This is a genomic window from Oxynema aestuarii AP17 (assembly GCF_012295525.1).
Lineage (GTDB): Bacteria > Cyanobacteriota > Cyanobacteriia > Cyanobacteriales > Laspinemataceae > Oxynema > Oxynema aestuarii.
On the sequence record NZ_CP051167.1, the window covers coordinates 1,851,709 to 1,873,297 of the forward strand.

At 46.4% G+C, this 21,589-nt stretch carries 16 protein-coding genes; 11 read left to right on the forward strand and 5 right to left on the reverse strand.

Translation table 11 applies throughout. The features are described from left to right. Positions 1-114: 114 nt before the first annotated feature. The 4 genes from HCG48_RS07470 to gcvT all read right to left on the reverse strand — a co-directional run bounded on the left by HCG48_RS07470 (position 115) and on the right by gcvT (position 5,066). Positions 115-2,124, reverse strand: a complete 2,010-nt coding sequence (locus HCG48_RS07470; protein WP_168568592.1) for an ATP-binding protein — start codon at positions 2,122-2,124, stop codon at positions 115-117. Further along, complete coding sequence (locus tag HCG48_RS07475; RefSeq protein ID WP_246259960.1) at positions 2,125-2,346, reverse strand: hypothetical protein; 222 nt, start codon at positions 2,344-2,346, stop codon at positions 2,125-2,127. It lies immediately after the preceding gene. Positions 2,347-2,424: 78 nt separating this feature from the next. Beyond that, positions 2,425-3,768, reverse strand: coding sequence for a Pvc16 family protein (locus HCG48_RS07480; protein ID WP_168568593.1), 1,344 nt, complete (start codon positions 3,766-3,768; stop codon positions 2,425-2,427). 155 nt (positions 3,769-3,923) lie between these two features. Further along, positions 3,924-5,066, reverse strand: coding sequence for a glycine cleavage system aminomethyltransferase GcvT (gcvT, locus tag HCG48_RS07485; RefSeq protein WP_168568594.1), 1,143 nt, complete (start codon positions 5,064-5,066; stop codon positions 3,924-3,926). 1,186 nt (positions 5,067-6,252) lie between these two features. On the opposite strand from gcvT, the gene HCG48_RS07490 reads away from it, so the two are divergent. From HCG48_RS07490 to HCG48_RS07520, 7 genes are all read left to right on the forward strand, one after another. Next, the gene (locus tag HCG48_RS07490; RefSeq protein WP_168568595.1) at positions 6,253-6,885 is read left to right on the forward strand and encodes a COP23 domain-containing protein; all 633 of its coding nucleotides are present in this window, start codon (positions 6,253-6,255) and stop codon (positions 6,883-6,885) included. 420 nt (positions 6,886-7,305) lie between these two features. Further along, on the forward strand, positions 7,306-8,250 hold the full coding sequence (locus tag HCG48_RS07495; RefSeq protein WP_246260091.1) for a S1 family peptidase: 945 nt from the start codon (positions 7,306-7,308) through the stop codon (positions 8,248-8,250). A gap of 20 nt (positions 8,251-8,270) precedes the next feature. Beyond that, on the forward strand, positions 8,271-10,718 hold the full coding sequence (locus tag HCG48_RS07500; protein ID WP_168568597.1) for a COP23 domain-containing protein: 2,448 nt from the start codon (positions 8,271-8,273) through the stop codon (positions 10,716-10,718). A 140-nt stretch (positions 10,719-10,858) separates the two neighbouring features. Then, positions 10,859-11,335, forward strand: a complete 477-nt coding sequence (locus HCG48_RS07505; protein ID WP_168568598.1) for a tetratricopeptide repeat protein — start codon at positions 10,859-10,861, stop codon at positions 11,333-11,335. Between the two features lie 52 nt (positions 11,336-11,387). Next, positions 11,388-12,066, forward strand: a protein-coding gene (locus HCG48_RS07510; protein WP_168568599.1) for an IS1 family transposase whose coding sequence is annotated in 2 segments (ribosomal slippage) — positions 11,388-11,708 and positions 11,710-12,066 — 678 coding nt in all. Because the reading frame shifts where the segments join, the coding sequence is not laid out codon by codon here. Between the two features lie 287 nt (positions 12,067-12,353). Then, positions 12,354-12,827 (forward strand): hypothetical protein, encoded by a 474-nt coding sequence (locus tag HCG48_RS07515; RefSeq protein ID WP_168568600.1) that lies wholly within the window; start codon positions 12,354-12,356, stop codon positions 12,825-12,827. 827 nt (positions 12,828-13,654) lie between these two features. Further along, positions 13,655-16,024, forward strand: a complete 2,370-nt coding sequence (locus HCG48_RS07520) for a helix-turn-helix domain-containing protein (protein ID WP_168568601.1) — start codon at positions 13,655-13,657, stop codon at positions 16,022-16,024. A gap of 374 nt (positions 16,025-16,398) precedes the next feature. Here HCG48_RS07520 and HCG48_RS07525 read toward each other — a convergent pair whose 3' ends face one another. After that, positions 16,399-16,959, reverse strand: a complete 561-nt coding sequence (locus HCG48_RS07525; RefSeq protein WP_234488490.1) for a glycine-rich domain-containing protein — start codon at positions 16,957-16,959, stop codon at positions 16,399-16,401. 207 nt (positions 16,960-17,166) lie between these two features. Between HCG48_RS07525 and HCG48_RS07530 the strand changes: the two genes are divergently transcribed. The 4 genes from HCG48_RS07530 (at position 17,167) to HCG48_RS07545 (ending at position 21,589) form a co-directional block, all read left to right on the forward strand. Next, positions 17,167-18,378, forward strand: coding sequence for a DUF1822 family protein (locus HCG48_RS07530; RefSeq protein ID WP_168568602.1), 1,212 nt, complete (start codon positions 17,167-17,169; stop codon positions 18,376-18,378). A gap of 23 nt (positions 18,379-18,401) precedes the next feature. Continuing rightward, positions 18,402-20,582 carry a CHAT domain-containing protein gene (locus HCG48_RS07535; protein WP_168568603.1) on the forward strand — a complete coding sequence of 727 codons (2,181 nt, stop codon included), beginning with the start codon at positions 18,402-18,404 and terminating at the stop codon, positions 20,580-20,582. An 80-nt stretch (positions 20,583-20,662) separates the two neighbouring features. Beyond that, complete coding sequence (locus tag HCG48_RS07540; protein WP_168568604.1) at positions 20,663-21,199, forward strand: GNAT family N-acetyltransferase; 537 nt, start codon at positions 20,663-20,665, stop codon at positions 21,197-21,199. Between the two features lie 165 nt (positions 21,200-21,364). After that, the gene (locus HCG48_RS07545; protein ID WP_168568605.1) at positions 21,365-21,589 is read left to right on the forward strand and encodes a hypothetical protein; all 225 of its coding nucleotides are present in this window, start codon (positions 21,365-21,367) and stop codon (positions 21,587-21,589) included.

The following is a 21,589-nucleotide window of genomic DNA, read 5'->3' on the forward strand; positions in this document are numbered from 1 at the left end:
ATTATCTCATTAATTTTTGGGTTGCGCCATTCGCCATAAGTCGAATAACAGTCGAATAACAATAGATGCAGAAGTATTGAGTATTTTAACGGAGTCGTCGAACGAGGTGACCCTCTAAACCCACCCCTTAACTTCTACATCGGTAAGCGGTCTTTCCATTTTCGTATATTCACTTTTTGCCGCCTGTAAAAGATGCTGCATTCTTACGGGTTCGTTGGCTTCCGCCGCCAGAAAAGCGGCATTGAGTGCAATATTACGAATGTTCCCCCCGGCGACACTCAAGCGGGATAATTTGACAAAATCGAGTCCTTCTGTGGGCGTTTCTCTCGGAAAAATACGCTGCCAAATTTCAGCCCGTTGGTTGGCATCGGGAAAGGGAAATTGAACGACAAAACGCAGACGACGCAAAAAAGCTTGGTCGAGAGAACTTTTCAAATTCGTGGTTAAAATGGCTAAGCCTCGATACGCTTCCATGCGTTGCAATAAGTAACTTACTTCGATGTTGGCGTGGCGATCGTGAGAGTCTTTCACTTCCGATCGCTTGCCGAATAAGGCATCGGCTTCGTCAAATAACAAGATCGCGCCGCCACCTTCCGCCGCGTCGAACACCCGCCGTAAATTCTTCTCGGTTTCGCCAATATACTTGCTGACCACACTACTGAGGTCGATGCGATAGACATCTAACTTTAGCTCTCCCGCTAGCACTTCCGCCGCCATCGTCTTTCCCGTACCACTCGCTCCCGCAAATAGGGCGCCGATCCCGAGTCCGCGTCTGCTTTTGCTGGCAAATCCCCAGGTTTCGTATACTTTGGCACGCTGTCGCACGTGAGCCGCGATCTCCCGTAGCACTTTCCGTTCTTTGTCCGGGAGGATCAGGTCGTCCCAAGTGGCTGCCGAGTCGATCCGTTGGGCGAGTTCGTCGAGTCGGGGACGGGCTTGCACCCGGCAGACCTGCCACAATTGCTGTTGAAACCGATCGCCACGATCGCCGTCGTCCTCGCCGGAGTGGCGATCGAGGCTGCGCGCTTTCAAATAGGCGGATTGAATCCCATCGGAGGTCAGGGTAAAGTGAGAGATCAGATGTTCGATCCCTCCGTTGGGTTCGGGCAGGGTTTCGCCTAAGACGGTCCGCCAGAGGACGCGCTGCTCGTCGTAACTGGGCGGGTAAATGTCGAAGCTCATTAACGGTGCGTTGAGACCGCAGAAGCGATCGCGACTGCTGAGGATGACCGGACAGTCTAAGGCTTCGATAAAGCGGGCGATCGCCCCTTCCTTTGTCCATTCCTGGAGATCGACACGATCGCACTCGATCGTCAAGGCACGATCGCCGAGCAACCATTCTCGCTCGCACAAACAGCGAATTAAGTTTAACTGCGCCATCTCGTTCGGCAACGCATCCGCCGCGATCGCGTGCAACTTCAACCCCAAATCCTCACAAGTGCGGACGGCGATCGCCCGCTTCGTCGAACTGTCCGCACCGCACAACTGCAAAATCGGCAAGCGCCGCCCTTCCTGAGATGCACTCATCCAGGCGATCGCCATCTGACGGGCAATCTCTTGATGAGACGGCACCAAAGCCCCGGCAGACGGTAACTCTTGGGCAATGCCCACCAACCGTTCCTCCCCCTGCTCGATCCCGGCGAGGTAGTGCAGAATGCGCTCGTCAATTCGTAACGGACTCGCCGTCAGGGCGTGACCCGCACCGATTTCGATCAGCCGCCAACGCCGCAACGGTGCCGCCGGAGTCAGCGCCGCCCAGTTCGCCTCCGGCAAGACCGCCAGCGCCAAACTCAACGTCGGATATGTTTTGTGTGAATTCCCTTGAGCGCGAGCGCACAAAGAACCCCAGCTTCCGTCAAATTCCAATCCAGCACAAAGTATCAGCAAGTCGCGCTCGAAAGCCGACAGGTCGAACAGTTGCGCGAGACGATCTAAGGCGGCAGGGGGTTCGATCGCCTCCAACTCAGGGAGGGCGATCGCGTCTGGATCGCCGACCTGTTGCGGGTTTTCCTGCTGTTCGATCCGACGGTTCAAACCGTGGCGCACCCGGGCGATCGCCGCCATTAAGTAGCGGTGGTTGGCTCGATACCAATCCGGAGTAGCGGGTGCATCGATCGAAGCCATTTAGCCTCCGTTCTCTCCGAGCAGTTGTTCTAAATAGGGTTGGGCTTCTTCCGGCGACAGCAACAAGTCGCGATCGCGCATCAGAATTTCGTATTTTCCCCCGCGATAACCGTGACCGAGAATCAATCCCAAGGCGACGGCGCGATTGCCCAGTTCGGTAAGCTGGTTATAACTGAGCATTTCGATTTCGCGATCGAGTTGTCTTTTGACGAAATCTTCCATAATTTTAGACTGTTAGATTGTTAGATTTTAGATTCTTAAATTGTTAAATTGATTTCGATCGGTTCTCCCTCCAGCCGATTAGGCGATCGCCACCTTCGGCCCGACATACCAATTAAACGTGGGACTCTCCGGATCGTCATCGATCGCGAGTTGACTTTCCGCCCCATCAATATAAATCCGGATTAAATATTCCCCGGGTTTGACATCGTAGAGTGAAAATAACAACCGACTCGTGTCCTCCCGGTGAACTAACGACTCGAATTGATAACTTTTCGGGTTCTCCACAGACCATTCATTCATGGATAACACGACTTGCTGGGCGGGCGCCACCGTCACGTTAACCGTTACCCCAACACGGGCATTACGCGGTTCGTTGCCGCGCCCTTCGATCTCCTCGACCTCGACCTCCACGACGCGCGGACGCAGGACGAAGGGCAAGGCATTGGACTGTACCATCGGCACCGTATCCCGTTCTCGGCTCAATTGGGCGATCCTACCGTTATTTCCCGATCGCCGCCCGGGGGTGGCTCCATTGCCGTTTCTCGGGGGTTGGGCGGACTGGGCGATCGGGTGAAGCACTTGCAGGGTATGGACTCCCGCCCGAATGCGATCGCGCGGCAGATCCGACAGAGGTACCTTGATTTCGAGATCGCTGACCTCCGACGGAATCACTTCCAAATCCGCAAAGCGAACCCGAGCCCCCTCGTGGGCGAGATGTTTGCCCCGAATGATTAAGGTACTGTCGAGCAAAATTGGCTGGAACGGTCCGCCTTCCGGTATCACCCTTTCGAGAGTCGGTTGGGTTAAAAAGGGACCGAGACGGCCAAAATTGCGCCCGCGTACCGGGAGCGATCGTTGGTTGGGTTTGTCCCCCTCGATCGTCACCACTAACACTTTATAGGCCATCGATAAAACGTATGGCGTTTGGAAAAAGACCGACCAAACTTTTGATAAATCTTCTAAGTTTAAATCCAACGGCATCACGTTAATTTGTTGGATTTGATATTCTAAGTTAGACTCGCTCAGAAAACCAAAGGTCGAGTCGGCTAAGGTTTCGCGAATCAGACTGGAATCGAGAATGGGAAAATCGCTAAATGTGCGAATGACACTGCCTAAAAGTCGTTGCGGTTCTAATTCGGCATCATTGCCATAAAAGCTCATCATGTAATATAAATCGAGGGCCGATTGTCGTTGGGCTTGGGTTCCTTTCATCCGCAATCGGGTCGAGTCCATATTGTTTAAAGCGGGATTGGTAACGACTTGATAGAGAAAGACGTTGACGCCGTGTTCCGGGGTGCCGTTGCCCAAGGTACTCGGTCGCACGGTGGTCACCCGCGCCCCATCGACATCGAGCTGCACGGCAGCTTGTAACGTTCTTTGTAATGTCGCCGTCACGGTGGCGATCGCTAAATAGTTACTCATAGCCCTGAGCCATTGATTGAAAATATGGGAAGAATGCCCGTGTTTACCCCCATAATAGTCTGCGATCTGAGGGATAAAAATAGGAAAAAAGTTTAGAAAAGGAAGGGGGCAGACCGAAGGCGGGCGATCGCGCCACCACCGATCGCCCGTGGCGGTTATTTGCCTTTGTGGGGAGAACGATAAAACGGTTTTTTAACGACTTTTCCCGGATAGGTTTTGCCGCGAATTTCTACTTCGATGTCCTGACCGACTTTCGCCAACTCGACCGGAACGTAAGCCAGGGCGATCGCCCGTTCCAAGGTCGGCGACCAAGTGCCACTGGTGACCTCGCCTACGGTTTGGCCTTCAAAGACCACGGGATAACCGTGACGCGCGATCCGGCGCCCTTCCATTTCCAAGCCGACCAAGCGCCGTTTGAGTCCGTATTCCCGTTGCCGTTCGAGGACGTCGCGCCCGATAAATTCCCCTTTGGAGTCCAAGTGAACCAACCATTTCAAGCCCGCTTCCAGGGGGGTCGTGGTGGTGGTAATATCTTGACCGTAGAGGGCCATTGCCGCTTCTAACCGGAGGGTATCGCGACAGCCCAAACCGCAGGGACGGACCCCAAATTCGAGGAGCGATCGCCACACTTTGACCGCAGTTTCCGGCGAGACCATCACCTCGAAGCCGTCTTCTCCGGTGTATCCCGTCCGCGCCAAAAAGCCCGTTTCGCCGCAGATCGCGGCTTCTACGTGACCGAACGCAGGAATGGCGGACAAATCCGCTTCTACCAGTTTTTGCAGGGATTCCACTGCTTTGGGGCCTTGAACTGCCAGCAGGGCTTTTTCTTTAGAGAGGTCTTGGAATTCGATCTCGGCGCTTTCGAGTTGGGCGGTCAACCAGGCTTTATCGCGCGATCGGGTCGCCGCATTGACGATCGCCATCACCCGAATTTGGCCGGATTCGTCCGTTCCTTGGTGATAGACGATGATATCGTCGAGAATCCCGCCTTGGGCGTTGAGTAGGACTGTATATTGCGCCTGTCCGGCTTCCAAACGACTGAGATCGGACGGCACCAGTAATTGCAGTTGGGCGATCGTCTGTTCGCCTTTCAATGCAAATTTACCCATGTGGGAAATATCGAACATTCCCGCAGCATTGCGAACGGCGTGGTGTTCGTCCGCAATCCCAGAAAATTGCACGGGCATTTCCCATCCCGAGAACGCCGTCATCCGGGCGTTGAGTTCGACAGCTTCCTCGTACAGGGGAGTTCTGGCAAGGGGGCGAGTCGTCTCTCGTGCAGTTTTTGGCTGAGCCACTATTCGGGTTACCTCCTCGCGAGTTAAACATTCTCCATCTTACGGGAAGGGGGGAGGCTACCGAATCGGTGGGGCGGGGGAACGGCTGAGCAATAGTGAATAATACAGCACTCGGGCGTCTGATGAGGTACAGTGGCGATCCCCCTATCCCCCCTTCGCCCCCCTTTCAAAGGGGGGTTGGGGGGATGGTTGGGGGGATTGCGAGGGGAACGAGGAAAGTCCCCCTTTTTAAGGGGGATTTAGGGGGATCTAAATGTCTTGCAGAGCAGAGAAAAATGCTGTAGGGCGGGTAAAGAGTTGACTACTCCACTTCATTACTGTTGTCACGGGTAGGGCGGGCAAATATTTGGTCACCCTACTTTTGTTACTCCGAGAATAGATTCACGAAACTCGGAAAATACCGAACATATAAATTGCATTAATAAAATCTTTAGATTCTTTACTCAAGCTGTCCAATCTTAGGATAAAATTGCAATTCAAATACATAACTGAGGCTTGCTAAATATTAGCGATCGAAATAAAAATCACTATTTTTTTCCTTTAATTAATCTTTACAAAATTAATTTTTGCGATATTTCCCGACATCGGGCGACATTAGCTTAAATTTTCTTGGCGAGAGACTAGCGAGAGGCGATTCGAGGCGATTCGAGGCGATCGGGGGTTGAACCCTTTGCCAGATCGAGGATATCACCTCAGTTCAGATCGAGGTTATATCCTAATTGTTGCCGAATCATGGGGTCACATCGGCGATCGGGTGAGGTAGTGGTTTCAATTTGTTGATAAAGTTCGCGTGAAGTGTCGTAAAGTGTCGCAAACCGTCTCAAAATATTGCAAGTTAGGGCAGTTGACAAGGCAGATTTATATTACCTAACATTGGGTTCAACAAGTTTAAAAGTGAATCGAGGGTGCCTTGAAGCACGCAACAACCCCAGGGAGTTGACTGAAATATTTATTGACGGATCTACCCAATGCCCGGTTCACTGTTCCGGGACTTGAACTCAGCTCAGTTTGTCCGATTTGACGATTGGTTTTTTCTTCCGGTAGGAGAGAAATTCATCCGTAGTTTCACTGAGATTCAGTGAGGGTGTCCTTCGTTTCTAGGCTCTGCCTGGAAATGTCCCAATATGAAGCTCTGCCTCAAGTTTATGTTTGTTTTTCTGAACCCAAATTATCGCGGAGAATCTTAATGAAGTTGAATTTAGCTGTTAAAACGTTGCTGGCAACTTTTGCCCTATCTGCGGCGCTACCTTTAGCGGCTGTTGCTGAGTCCACCTCAGCATCGATGAAGCAATACTCAAGTGGTTCTAATAGTACCCGGTTTGTTTGTCGTAGTTATTACGACGAGCGATCTGGGTACACATATCCAGCAACGTTTGCCACGCGAGGAAACAAGCAATCACCTCCTTTACTAGTGTGGCGGACTAACTATTTTGGATCGGAATATCCTCCCGAAAGGCGCTGTAATGACGTTACGCAAAGATTCAACGACGTAGTAAGCTTTTATGGCGGAAGCTTACAAGGTTTACAGCTAACACATGGAAAGGTAAATGGTTCTACGGTTCTTTGCGTCGCCCGATTTTATGGTGATGTTTGTACGTCGGAGAATATGCTATTCACCTTAAGACCAGAAAATGCACGTCGGGCGGCAGGAATTGTGCAACAAATTGGAGCATTTGCACAAGGATATAGTAATGTTCCTCCAGTTTATGAATCTGGTGGCGAACAAGTTTATGTCGATCTGGGGGGTATGCTCGAACCCGAATTAAATTCTTCTGGTTCTGGTTCTTATCAAGAGGAAGACGATTTCCAAGGGTGGTAAGGAGTTATGCAAAATTCGGTTTTGGTGACAGCGACCGTCAGGGAATTAATTTCCTGGCTAATAGCCTAAGCCTGCCCCCGTGTTAGCCGAAACCCATGCCGAAGGCTATAGGCGGGGGTCGGTTAAAACCGACTGAAATTCTGAAATCCAGTTTTTGTAGGTTGGGTCGAACAAATTAAAACCCAACATCAGAAATCTGATAAAACCATCAGAGTTTACGCTTTCTTTTAATACCTAACCCCAAATGTAGGGGTGATTCGCGAATCACCCCTACCATATATAGAGGTAATGCGTAAGTTCTGGAACAATCGTCTCTGGTTCCCGTGAAAACGAGAATCCAGGAAAAGTCTCTGGTTGGGTTTCGTGGACGGTAGACCCAACCTACGAGTTCTGAATCGCCATGAGGAAAAACTGCCTGTGATGCTTGGGTTAATCCATTTACAATTGTGGAAGTTATTCACAATTGCTGGCTCGGTGGCGAGTTTCTCTCTATTTTGGGTTCTCAACTCCATCCCCGATCGACAGATGTCAGTAACTTCAGCACAAGTCGCTCCAAAAGTTCGGCTGGTCAATAAACCACAAGCCCTCAATCAATCTTCGGTCAGTCAATCGGTGCCAGAAATTGCTCGACAGGTGACAGTGCGAGTGATCGGTAATCCAGGAGCCAGTTCGGGAGTGCTAATTGCCCGTCGCGGAAACACTTATACGGTTTTAACTTGCCAGCACTGTTTGTCCTACAACTACGATAGTGCTTCGGTAAGTCAGTTTCAGGTGTTAACTGCCGATGGGTTAACCCACTCAGCGCAGTCTTTACCGGCTGACGAGTTTGGCTCTGTGGATCTGGGATTGGTTCAATTTACCAGTTCTCGCCGTTATCAAGTGGTGGAAATAGCTGAGTCTCAGTCTCTCTCTGTGGGCGATCCGGTTTATGTGGCCGGATTTCCCAAGTGGCATGGGACGAACCCAGATCGAGTGGAAGATACTAGCGACTGGGGGTGGGATGCCTATCGATTGACTACGGGTGAAGTGGGGATGTTGTTGAATCGTCCCCTAGAACGCGGCTATGGGTTGGGCTACACGAACGATATTGAAACCGGGATGAGTGGCGGGCCGGTTTTAGACCGATATGGTCGGTTGGTGGGGATTAATGGGCGATCGAAATATCCCTTGAATGGGATGGATGCGTTTGTGTTTGAAGATGGCAGCCGTCCATCAACGGCATGGTTTCGAGATATGGAAGCTTTAAGTTGGGGGATTCCGATTAGCCGGTTTGAGCAAGTTCAGGGGCGCGGTTCGGCGAACTCTGATGTTTCTCCTCGGTCTCCAGTTCCCATTCGTCGTCAAATGGAGACTCCAGGTTGGTAATTTCAGTTAAGGAATTGACAATGTTATTCAGATTTTCTCAAATTAAATTTTTATCTCATATTCTCCTGGGAATGGCCACGGTCTCTGCTTTGGTTGCCAGTCCGTTTGAATCGGTTGAAGTTTTAGCGAATGAAGAAAGCTGCGATCCGAACAACAACGGAAATGTAAATAGCTCGCTACGACAGGTGATTGTAAGAATTGAAATGAAGAAAAAATTTTTTAAATCTAAACCTGAAAATGAAAACAGTGAGCCGTTTAGAGTAAACGTTGACTATGGCAGTGGGACAATTATTGCTCAAGAAGACGGAACGCAAGAAAAATTCAAATACACTGTATTAACAGCGGATCATAATTTTGCTAATGAGACAACTCCAGATAGATTCGCCGATGGAATAGAAAAAGGAATATATGTAGAGCGAACAATACAACTTATAACCTCTGAAAATGAATTACGTGAATTAAAAAAAGAAAATGTTACCCGCTTTAGAAGGGATCAAATACAAGGTTTGGATTTAGCTGTAGTGACATTTGAAAGTGATATAGAATATCCAGTTGCCACTTTGGCTCCTTTATCAGCAGGAGAAAATTATACGGAACGGGAGAATCAGCAGATTACGGTTGCGGGTTGGCCTAAAAAATGTATCACAACAGAAGGAGAAAGTCAAATCTATGTTTTGTGGAATAACGGCGGGCAAATTGAGGTACATGAAAATTATGACTATCTGGGTCTTGGAACATCGGACACACATGGCACTGGCACTTCAGAATCTTCATCTGACAGAACTATTCAAGGCTATGTAATGGGATATGGAGCAGAAACTGATAAAGGTGTCAGTGGTGGGCCAGTATTTGATGAGCAAGGACACCTTATAGGAGTTCATGGTTTGGGGCAAGGATCCAGAATTCAGTTAAGTCCGGAGTTAAGTGAAGAACTAAAAAGTAGATGGGCAAATGTTTCAGCAGGAATTCCCATTAACACTTTTACGGATCAACTACCGGGTTCAAATCAAATGCCTGAAAACAGCAATAGTTTTTTCAATGCACTTCCTGATGATTTAATCAAAGAAATTTCAATACAAGCAAGCCTTCCACCTAGCGACTCAAGCAATGAAAATCCTGCTGAAAATATTCCTCCTTCTATAGATACTTATCTTGAGCAAGCGGCTCAACATTGGAAAAAGGCGATGACAGCATTAAATGCTTCTGCTGGAGCCGGATGTATCCCAGAATGCCGGGAAGAAGCGGAAAAAGCACTGGCTCAATATGACCAGGCATTAGAGATTATTGGTAATAATCCTTCCAGAGTCCGTGCCCGGGTTTTAGTATTTCGCGGCATCGTACACCAACTCCTAGGAAACAGTAGCAAAAAAGAAAGTGATTGGGAAGCAGCCAGCAAGATAATTCAAGGAGGAGGCGAACCTTTAGCTTATGTCTGGTTAGGCAATACTCTATACCGTTGGGGAAACACACAGAAAGCAGAAGAACTCTGGGACGAAGCCGTCAACATCGCCAATAGTGACGATAATGCGGATGTTTACTTAGAAATCGGTAAATTTCTGATCCAAAATGGCCGTCGTGAAGAAGGGCGGGAATATTGGAATCGTCTCATCAATAGCTTGCCGGAAAATTCTGTCATTCGCCGTAAAATCGCTGCCGAGTATGCTTATTTTGCAATGGTCGGTTACGATGACTTCGCTTATGACGCAGCAGCATTAGAACAGGCAAACAAAGCAGTGGAATTGGCTCCTAATAATCCCTACGCTCTCTACGATTTGGCAAAAGTCCTGGCTAACTTAGGAAATACCGCAGCAGCAGAAGCCACTTTACAGCAAGCGGCCAGTAACTGCGAGGAAAGCATTTGTGGCACATTAATTGAGGAATTAAATGAAGAGAAACAGCTCAACGTAAATATAGCTTGGGGAGGGAATACATTCGGAAGAGATGAACAATCAAGCGGCTCCTCTAACTCAAATAATCAAGCATCAACTTCCTCCTCTGAAGGGAGCGCTCCACAACAAGAATTCACCCCCGATCCAAATCCAGAGATTGCAACTGGCCCGACTTATTTCTGCAATGACGCGAGCCGACAAACTATGCGTCGAAGTCAACCCCTAATTGAGTGGCAGTCGAGAGAATTTGGACGGCAATATCAGCCAGACGATCGCTGTACTTATGTTTCCAACCGACTTGAATCTTATGAAACAGATGGTCTTTTAAATCAGGCTCAAATCGATAGAGTTACTTATGGGGTCATCAACGGCTATCGCGTTTTATGTATTGCCACCGATGAAAACGCAGCAACAGCTCGAAATTGTGATAGTGGACAATTGATTGTCACCCTCGGTTCTGTAGATCGAATCAGCATAGGAGAAGCGGACGCAGCACTCAAAGAATTTAAGGATGCGCTGCTCAACCCCAACTACGTCGGCCCCTTAGACAACATTAAAGGAGTATCAAAACCGGAATAATTATTGATGTTTTATCAGGGTTAATTTGCTGCGTTACATCGGCGCCATCCCAGATTATTTGTAGTTCGCAAAAATCTCAGCGCCGACTAACACCCCCTACCCTAGCTATTACTTTCTTGTTCTTTCATTACTCACAACCCATGACTTTTAATTCGATCTCTGCTAACTTCCTTTCTCGGACCCTAGCCGGAACTGCAACCCTCGTGACTCTCTTGGGAATGATTCCCGGACTGGCCCAAGCTTCTTCCGAGCAGTTCTCAGCAAAAAATAATGGATTAAGGGTCAAGACAGAAGAAAGTTTAACCAAAAATGATGCTGATAGTTTGGAGCAAATGCTAGCAAATCCAAACAAGATGCTAGCACAGCCAATGTACGAGAGCGCGAATTCTTTAATGGAAGAGGAAGATTTTGAAGGGGCAATTCTGCAGTATAATATGGCGATCCAATTCTATCCCGAATATGCCGAAGCTTACACCAATCGCGCTATAGCGAAAGCTCAACTTGGCGATGAGTCGGGAGCGATCGCCGATTTAGAACAAGCGGCTACCTTATTCCAAGAACAAGGAAATACTGAAGCTTATCAGCAAATTCAACAGGTACTCCAGCAAGTCCAGTAAAAGAATTCGGGCGTTGCATAATAGAGAATGATGAAGCGTTGAGGGAAGCATCATGAACTGTCCTTATTGTGCTAGTGACCACATAGTGAAGAATGGTCATCGCAATGGCAAACAAAGCTACCTGTGCCGAGATTGTCGTCGCCAGTTCCGAGACAATCCGCACCAAGGCTACACTCCAGAGGTCAAAGCCCTGTGTGTAAGCATGTCACTCAATGGCATGGGTTTTAGAGCAATCGAGCGAGTGAGTGGCATCAACCATAATAGTGTGATCAACTGGGTGCGCCAAGCGGCGGCAGCGATTCCCGAGGAGAATTACGAGATCCCTGAAACGGCTCAACTGGATGAACTGGAAACCTTTGTGGGTCAAAAAAAACAAGATTTGGTTGTGGACGGTCGTCAACACCAAACAGCCTGGCATCCTCAAGTTCGTGGTGGGAGACCACGCCCTAGAGACTTTTAAACCCTTATGGGAGATGGTGATGGGCTGGGCTTGTTTTCTGTACATCACTGATGGCTATCCAGTATATCCTTGTGTGATTGAAGAGGCCGATCATCTAGTCAGTAAAACAGCGATGACACGGGTTGAAGGGGAGAACTGCCGACTACGCCATTACTTAGCTCGATTGCATCGTAAAACGTTGTGTTATTCCAAATCGGTCGAAATGTTAACCACCTCAGTCCGGTTACTCATCTACTATCTCAAGCACCATCAGATTCCAGCATTCACTTAAATCATTCTCTATTATGCAACGCCAGAATTCGTTAGGCGATCGCTTTTCTGGTGCTTTACGGCGGTGAAATCGAAGGTTATTTGTGGTTAGCCAAAATTGTGACGCCGTTTAATGCAGGCTACCACGAATCAGAGGCGATCGCTTTTTAGTTAAATCGGGGTTCATTTGGTGTCTTGTGGCGGTGCAATTTAAGATGATTTATCATTAGTAAAATATCCACGCCGCCTAACACACCCTACCAAAACTCAGGGGACTAACACTCTTAAATTCCCTGAATACTTAAGTCATTGTCCGATTCACCATATAACCCTAACGATTTAAAAATTATGGGCGCTAATCCTATTAAAGGAATTGTAGTTGCTGCATTGACTGTTGCTGCAGTTGCCTATAAGCCAATCATGAAACCCATGAAACATATTAGTAATCTTCCTAACCAAAAAGCTGCCGATCTCGTCACTGAACCTCTAGAAAATGCAAGATTAGTACACAGTGTTAATGGATTTGATGAGTTACTAAAAGCTGGTAAGCTTAATGTTAAAAAAGCATTTAAGAACGATCAAAAAATAGAATATGAATTAGAAATGCAGATTGGAAAGGAACTAAAAAAAGCTCACTGCATCTTCAAGAGAAATGAACAGACAGATCGATTATTAAATAATATAAAACAAGGCGATAATTTGATGGTGAAAATGATGAATAAAACATCTCAAGATGAAAAACAAATTAAAAAATTAATAAAAAAAGCTTGTACTTTACAATAGTCGAGACCATTTTATAAACCCTCTTTGTAAAACCTCACTAAACAGATTAACAGGGTAGTGAGGTAAATAGCCAAACAGAAATCAGCGATCGCCTACTATAAGATAGGCGATCGCTTGTTGTTTGTTCTGATGTTGATTTAAAAAATTTATTGAATTTTAACTTTTTTATTTCAGATAACTATAATTACAAAAAAACTGAATAAACCGAATACCTGTAGAGATAATACCGAACTGACAGTGCCAGCCAATTGTTGCCTGGGGTCAGTCCTATACGCTCTCGCCGTTGAATTTACCCCGAACTACAATAGTGAATTTCTTTAAACCCGATATTAAGTAATATAAATCCAGTTTGTCAATGGCCGGGATCGAAGAGATTTTGCGACACTGTGCGACAATTAGCGACACTTTACAAAAGTTTTATCAGATGATTCAAATTTGTATTGCAACAGATCGCCACCCTCGGCTAGGATTTTTACAAAGATTGGAGTATAATTAGTAGCGTAGATATTCGCACTGCCTTATCAAGTCAGGGATCCAACTCCCTAACCTCCATAATTATCTCTCAGCCAAAAAATTTGAAGCCGATGTCGCTGAATGTCTGCAAAGGCGATCGCCTGTCGCACAAGAGCGTTTTGCAAAGATTGATTAAAGATAAACGTCAATGGATTTTTCCTTGGCTAGAAAAGATCGCCAGGTGAGTGAATGGGTGCTAAAACGGCTGGCTCCGATCGCCTGTAATACTCGATCCGTCAGTTTTATAGACAATTTTTTCTCTATTTTTTAGCGATCGAAAAATTTTGTACATTTACTGCTCAATGCTCCGAACGATGGATATAGCAGAAGTTGAAAAACTCGTAGAATTTGCCCAAGAGTTGCTGGACTCGACCACCCATGACCTGCTGACCGATTTAGAAAAAAGTGTCCTCAAAGGGGCGATCGCCGATTGGACTTACGACGAAATTGAACTCCGTGAATCTACGGATTTCAGCTCCGAATACCTCAGAAGAACCGTTTCTCCCAAGCTGCGAAAAAAACTCCTTCCTGCCTTGAAAGCGGTCGGGGTCGTCGATGCGAAAGCGAATACTATTGTAAAAAAAGATTTACTGCGAAAACTGCGGCAAGCGTGGCTTGAAGATCGTTCTACAAAGTCCCTCGAAACTCGATCGCCCCACCCCTCAACCGCCACGGAAGCGATCGAAACTCCACTTTCTGCGATCGCGACGACAAAAACGACAACAACCAACCCGCCGAAATCACCGCGAATTTACCAAAACTTACCGACTCGCGACCACACCACGTTTATCGGTCACGAAAAACAACTGCAGCACTTACTCAAACTGTTGTCTTGGGAGAGTCGCGTTCACCGTATCGGGATTGAAGGGATTGGCGGCGCCGGGAAAACGACTTTAATTGTAGAGGCGGCGTATCGTTGTTTGGAGTCAAAAAACCTGCCTAATTTTGAAGCAATTATTTTTACTTCGGCGAAACCCCACCGACTCACGGGCACCGGAATTTTACCTCGGTTAAAAAAAGAAAATACCTTATCCGATATTTGCCGCACGATCGCGCGCACGTTGCAATGTCACGATTTGTTGATGGCAACACGCGATCGCCAAATCGAAGAAATCCTCGACTGTCTCACCCAGCAGCGCACCTTATTGATTGTCGATAACCTAGAAACTGCCTCGGACCTCGACCAAGTACGCTCCTTTTTATATGAATTACCGCCAACAGTGAAAGTGGCGATCGCCAGTCGCCAACAAGCTTTATTAGACGTTCCCATTCATCTCGAATCTTTCAGTAAAAAAGAGAGTTTGCGGCTGATTTACCATCACGCCGAAGAAAAAAATCTGGAGATCGTACAGCAACAAGCTGAAAAAATTTATGCCACGACCGGAGGCATTCCGGCAGCCATTGTTTATACGATCGGCCAACTCAGCGCCGGGTATCCTTTTTCAAAAGCGATCGCCCACTTAAACTACTCTCATAGCGAAATTGCCCGCTATTGCTTCCAAGATTCAATCATTCCCCTACGGCAACAAACGCCCCATTTATTGTTAATGGCATTGGCGATTTTTCCCAGTCCTGCCTTACCCGAAGCCGTTTGCGAAGTCGCCGATGTCTCCAATCACGATGCTTTCGTTCCTTTGCAACAGTTATCCCTCGTCAAACTGGAGGGAGGACGCTATCAAATGCTACCCCTAACCCGGGGTTACGTGTTAGCGGAACTGCAAGCTTATCCCCTGTTTCAAACATCGGCACGCGATCGCTGGGTCAACTGGTATTTAAAATATAGCAAACAGTATGGAAATACCGACGCTCATGAATGGAGCGAATATCAAGAATTAGATCGAGAATGGGACAACTTGAGCGAGGCGATCGAATGGACGATTTTACAAAATCGTTATCAAGATTTTGGAGAATTCTGGAAATATTTGAAAGGCTATACCCATTTTGCCGGATACTGGAGCGAACGGTTGCGCTGGATGGATTGGTGGCGAGAAACGGCAGAAAAACGTGAAGATTGGTTGACAATGGTAGAAGCCCTTCGCGATAAAAGTCGCACCCTGATTTTAGTCGATCGAGCGGACTATCTTGCCCAAGCTCATCAACTTTTAGAACGAGCTTGGCAACTGTGTCAAATCCACCAATTGCCGATCGAAATTGACTTGGCTTTAGACATGACAATTTTGCAAATTCATCAACGAGATTTTAGATCGGCAGATCGTTGGTTTTCAAAACTTTCTGAAATTCAAGCAACAATCGATTCGAGCGATAGTAATGCGCCTCGACGCTCAATTCAGATAGATTACTATCGGGGCGAATTTTATTTTAATCAACAGAAGTTTATCGAAGCCCAAAAATCTTACGAAAAAGCGTTGCAGAAAGCACAAGATATTGGATGGCATCGAGCCGTTACTTTTTTGCGGATTTGGTTGGCGTTAGTGGCGATCGAAGTGTCAAAACTCGATCGCGCGGAATCTTTATTAGAAGAATCCTTTCCATCGGTAAACGTCAATGGCGATCGCCGTTGTCTGGCTTTCTGCAAACGGGCTTTTGCGTTGTTGAAAAAAGCTCAAGGAGATTGGATTGCCGCGAAACGGTGGGCGGCGTCAGCTAGAGAAGATTTTCGTCAACTCTTGATGCGTCGAGAAATGACAGAAATGGATGATTTTTTATCAGTCAAAAAATTTTAATATTTAATCTTGATTTTTACTTAAAAATAGATTTTAGTTAGTCAGCAAGTGAATTGCAAGAAAAGCCAATAATGATAAAACAACAATATTCCAAAAGCTTATTTTAACCGCTTTGAATTCATTGAGATTGTACGATGCACGACAAACATCACAAACTCGTAACGCGGGATTGTTGGGATGTTGAACCCAATGACAGGGGAGTTGTTTAAGATTACTGTTTTTTTCGTAAGGGCAAGACATCGTAATCTTCCTATAGAGCTTTTAGATCTTTTCTAAATTTAATCTCTGAATTTAATCGAAGCAAGAGATCCCCCTAAATCCCCCTTGAGAAGGGGGACTTGAGGATTTAGGGTGTAGGTTATTCTGTTCAAAATTCAACCTAAATGAGCGATCGAATTCGGTAGATCGATCGCTATATTGACCGTCGGTCGATTGGTTTGAGTCTGTTCTAATAAGACACAGACGCCGGGATCTTGCGAGTCACTTTTAGACTCTTCATTCGATTCATCGTCAGTGTCTGTACTTGCTTCGGCGAGGATAACGCCAAAGTGTCGGTCGAACAGAGATTGTGTTTGTTGAAAGGCAAGATCGAGTTGTTGCCGATCGCCCTCGTCGCGAATGCCAAAATAGGGGAAATGATGGATAAAACGACCGAACAGCATCTGACAGTCTTCAGCATATTTACTCGTGTCTAAAATATGCTGGTGCCACACCCGGTCAATTTCCCGATTGGGGGCGATCGCCAGATGAGGATAGAGGTATAGTAAACACAGGAACATGAGATAACGAGTTAAAGCGCGACTGACCCGATCGCGGGTCCATCCCGATCCGGTTTCTGGGTGCATCAATTTATAGGCGATCGGACCTAAATCGAGTTGCTTGATTCTGGTAAAAAAGTCACCGATCTCGACCTTAAAACTTAATTCTTTTTCCAAGATAAGCACCTCAATTTGATTACTTCAGGACATCGAGCGATTAACTTCAGCATCAATGAGGAGTGAAAAAAGAATCAAGATCCTAGAAACACCAGAGAAAATTGCTCGAAAGCCTTATAATTAAAACGTTGTGGATTGAGGAGGGAAAAATTATTCTGGGAGATCCCAGATCGTTGAATCGATCGGGGGCTGGAGTTGGAGGGTTCAATGCCGCAAAGAAAAAACATGACCTGGGGGGAAATTCCCAAGCAACGAGTGAGAAATTTTTTAGAAGTTCTGCTCGACAAGCACAATTATGCTGAAGATCTGCTCAGTGCAGAATGGCAAAGCCTCGACGGCGATCGCCATCGTTTATACGTCCATTACACGACGAAAACAAACTTAGTGCGTTTAAGCCGTGGCAATCGCTATCCGAGTATGAAACAAAAAGCAGAAATTCAAGATGCGATCGCCCATTTAGAAGAATTGCAAATTTTAACCGACCTGCGATCGGTAAAAACGGGAGCTAAAGCCGAAAAATTATCTTTTTATCTAGATTTACCGACGCGAAACTCGTCGGATATTTTAAATTTTATACTATGCCAAAAATGGCCGAATAAGTCTGTAGAGAAAACCAAGACTAAAGACCGTCAATCGAACAGTACGAGTTTTGGAGATCGTAGCGATCGCCCGATCGCCGTTGCCAGTCCGGAATACGAAGCGATCGCGGAAATCGAACAATGGGGAAATCAAACAATCATTCGATGGAGGATTAAATTTTCGGGCAGTGTAGACCAACTCACTCCGGAATCGATCGCTAAAATGCAGACTACAGTGCGCAAACTCGCGGGAGATCGTTCTCAAAATATTATGGATATTCACGAAGGCTCGATCGTTATCGAATTTGAAGGCAGCGAAGCCGGATTTCGACGCATTCAAACCCTCTTAAATCGAGGCGAATTGACCGAGATTGAGGGATTCCCCATAGAAGCGGTAGAAGTCGTCCCTCAACCGATTCATTTAAGTCAATGGCAATCGAATCGTTGGCCGACAGGTTGGCAGGAACTTTCATCCTTACTAACTCCCTCACAATATCAATTTGCATTTGGGTGGCGATCGGGGTGGGAACCGGAAACGATCGCGGGACAAACGATCGCGATCGCCGGAATTTCACTGGTATTGGCGATCGCCTCAGTCCGAGAAAGCAATAACCAAACTTCCATTCTATTACAACTGCATCCAACAGGAAACGAGGCAACTTTACCCGCTCATTTAGAATTAATTCTTCGCGATCGCACGGGACAAACCATTCTGACCACGGCAACCGAAAATAGCAACAGTAATATTTTGCAACTAGAGATTAAAGGCCATCCTGGAGAAGAATTTACTCTGAATATTTCGCGAGAAAATGATACAATAACTAAACGGTTTGTCATCTAAATCACCCCAGTCCCGAAAAGCTGATGGCGAAGTTAGTCATACTGATGTTGCAAGACGGCAACTTCGATCGAGGATTTCAAGCCCTCTTACAAATTCGGGGTGACAACCCGCCGACGGAAACGCAAATTCAAATCCCCGGAACCCTACCGCCAGCACCAGAAATTCCGGCATTGCTCGATCGATGGCGGTCTAGCTTTCGATCGCTCAACATGGCTCGCATCGAAGCGATTTCAACTCAAATAGTCAGACCCGACCCGCAGGTCGCTGGCGAGTTAGCCGATCGCCTAAATGAATGGCTCAATTCCGGGGATAAAAAATGGCGACAAATTCGCGATTTACTACTACAAAATAGTCACGAACAACTCCGCATTCTCCTAGAAACCGAAGATATTCACTTACGGCGTTTACCGTGGCAGGCTTGGGATTTATTTTCGACGGGGAATTACAAACAAACCGATCTGGCGTTCAGTCCGCGCAGCTACCAACAACCGCAGCCCTCTTTTTCTCAAAGTCAAGCGGTCAGAGTTTTAGCGGTTTTTGGATATGCAAAACATCTGAAATTGGAACTGGATCGACAAGTTTTAGAAGACTTGGGCGATCGCCAAGCAGACATCGAGATTTTGCAACAGCCGTCTGCGGAAGAACTGCGCCACTTATTGCGTCAAAAAAGCTGGCATGTTTTCTTTTTTGCCGGACATTCACAAAGTGACGCCAATGGAGAAATCGGCAAATTCAAGCTCAATGAAAGGGAGTGGATGGAAATTGTCGATTTAAAAAACTCTCTAGATTGGGCCATTAATAAAAATGGATTGCAATTAGCCATTTTCAACTCTTGCGACGGCTTGGGATTGGCGAATCAACTGGCACAATTGCACTTACCGCAAAGCATTGTCATGCGCGAACCCGTCCCCGACGAAGTCGCGACCCAATTTTTACAAGAATTTCTTAGAGCTTTTGCGAATCGCGAGTCTTTTTACGTCTCCGTTCGCTATGCGAGAGGAGCTTTAGAAGATACCTTTCACCATCAGTATCCTGGGGTAAGTTGGTTACCCGTAATTTGCCAAAATCCGGCAGGAATTCCCCCCCATTGGGAGGGATGGTTAAACCCCCAAAGATCGACCGTCAATTCGCCCGTCAATGTCGATGGTTTTCCTCCGCTAACGGTCACTCGCGAGCAAAGTGACGCAGCGATCGATCGCGCGGCGATCGCGCGATCGCCATTGACGCCAAAACAATTAATTGAAATCGGATTTAGTTTATCTGTCATTAGTACTGTATCATTATTAGCCAGTTATGTTTGGGGAACGAGCGATCCTTGGATTCAAACCTTTGGCGATCGCGGTTGGACGATCGAAATGGCGCGGGGAATGCTTTTAATTGTCGGCATTATTTATTTAATAGGGACGAAGTTTTCCCGAGAAGCTGCCGAAGTTTTTGCCTTTCGTTCTCCGTCAAACGATCCGTATGAAATTTTGAACTTATTTCGCTGGTTTGTGAGAGTCTTTTCTTTCGCGATCGCTATTTTATTATTAGATCACCATCTGTGGACGGGACCGGAAGAACTTAAATCTCTCGTGGAATCGACCGGGAGTGATTGGTTAAATTATCGCCTACCCTATTTATTGTATTTACCCTATTCAACCATTAACTTTGCCTTGACCGTCTGGTTATTTGCTGGAGGGAGTTATGCAGCGATCGAAGATTTGCTCGACCTGCGATCGCAAAGTCTCAATTTAAAAAATAAACTCGAACTGATTAACGAAGAAAATGTTAAAGACGATCGAGCGTGTCAATATATTTTAGATGCATTTAAAATCTATTGTTACGACGTCATTTATTTAGCAAAGCGCTATACTTCACTGTTTTCTGGATTGGCGACGGCGATTTTATTTGAAACGATCGCCAGTCGTTCCGTGTTCGGTCAAGATACCTTATCGGAATCGGCGAAAGCCTGGTTTTGGGTCGGTGCGATCGTGGTGGCGATCGTTTTACTCATTATTTTTTGGGGATTTTCCCATTATGAAACCGTGTTTCAGCAGACCTCTCATTGTTTATCTAAATTTGAGGTAAATTATCAACAGTTTGAAAAAGAAAATAATTCCTTTAATGTTTTAAGACGGATTAGCCGTTCTAATTTGAGTATGTATTTAGGTGTCTTGATGTTTTTAATTTCGATCGGCCTGATGTTTTGGTTGCCCGTTTAGTTTGGAGATTTTCAAGGCTAAAAGAATGACAAAATGAGGGAGCGTACCTTACAATTGCGAGAGATGTTATCAATGAAACAATGGTTAAGATCGTCCGCAGGAAGGTAACTTCACCAGAAGCTCAATTACTGCTAAAAGAAATCCAAAAAACTCCTTATATTGTGGGATATTCTTATAAAGAATGGAGAGAAGCAGAGAATATCCGGGTTGCTGAAGATAGTCACGGCAATCTGATGGGGGTCAGTTTAAATATTGACTTTGGTAAAAATTGGACGAAAATCGCCGTTTTGTACGTGCGCGAAGCCAATCGAGGGCGTGGAATTGGCAAACGGTTATTTTATAGTGCTTTTGAGGAGGCGATCGCCCGCAAGCGTCATGTTTATACAATTAGTAGCAATCCGATGGTGATTAAAATGATGGCGGATTTAGAATTTACCACTTTCTCAAGTTTGTTGAATTTTCCGAAAGCTTATCAGTCTGAAAGAAGGCTCATTTATATTCACATGTTAGCATGGTTGGCGAATCTGTATAGAATCAAAGAAATGATGAGAAAACATTGGATTTACGACGAAGAAGAACAGTTTATTTATGGGATTCACCGATCGTCTTCGCGATGAAATGAGATCGGAAAGAACAGTCAAAGGTATCGGATTGAAACGATTCCAATTGCAAGGGTCTAACCCGGTGGATGGGAAGGGCTGAGGGGAGCCAATAAAATCGAATGTGAGGTTTTTGAGGCGAACCCTTTAAATCGATCGATATTGTAGATAAAACCGATCTGGATGTCGGCGGAACGTACCCGGTTCGAGATCGCCTTAAGCCTTTGCCACGGTAGCCGTTCCTTAGGATCGATCGCGCCGTCGGGGAATGTTCGCGAGAGGCGATCGCTCGAAGTCCCCTCCGACCTGCGCGCGGCGATCGTTCGGATCGACTTACAACAAGTGGCGGATTTCATTTCAGAAATCAAAAGTTATAATAGTTGCTTGGCAGAACAGTTAGAAAGCTGA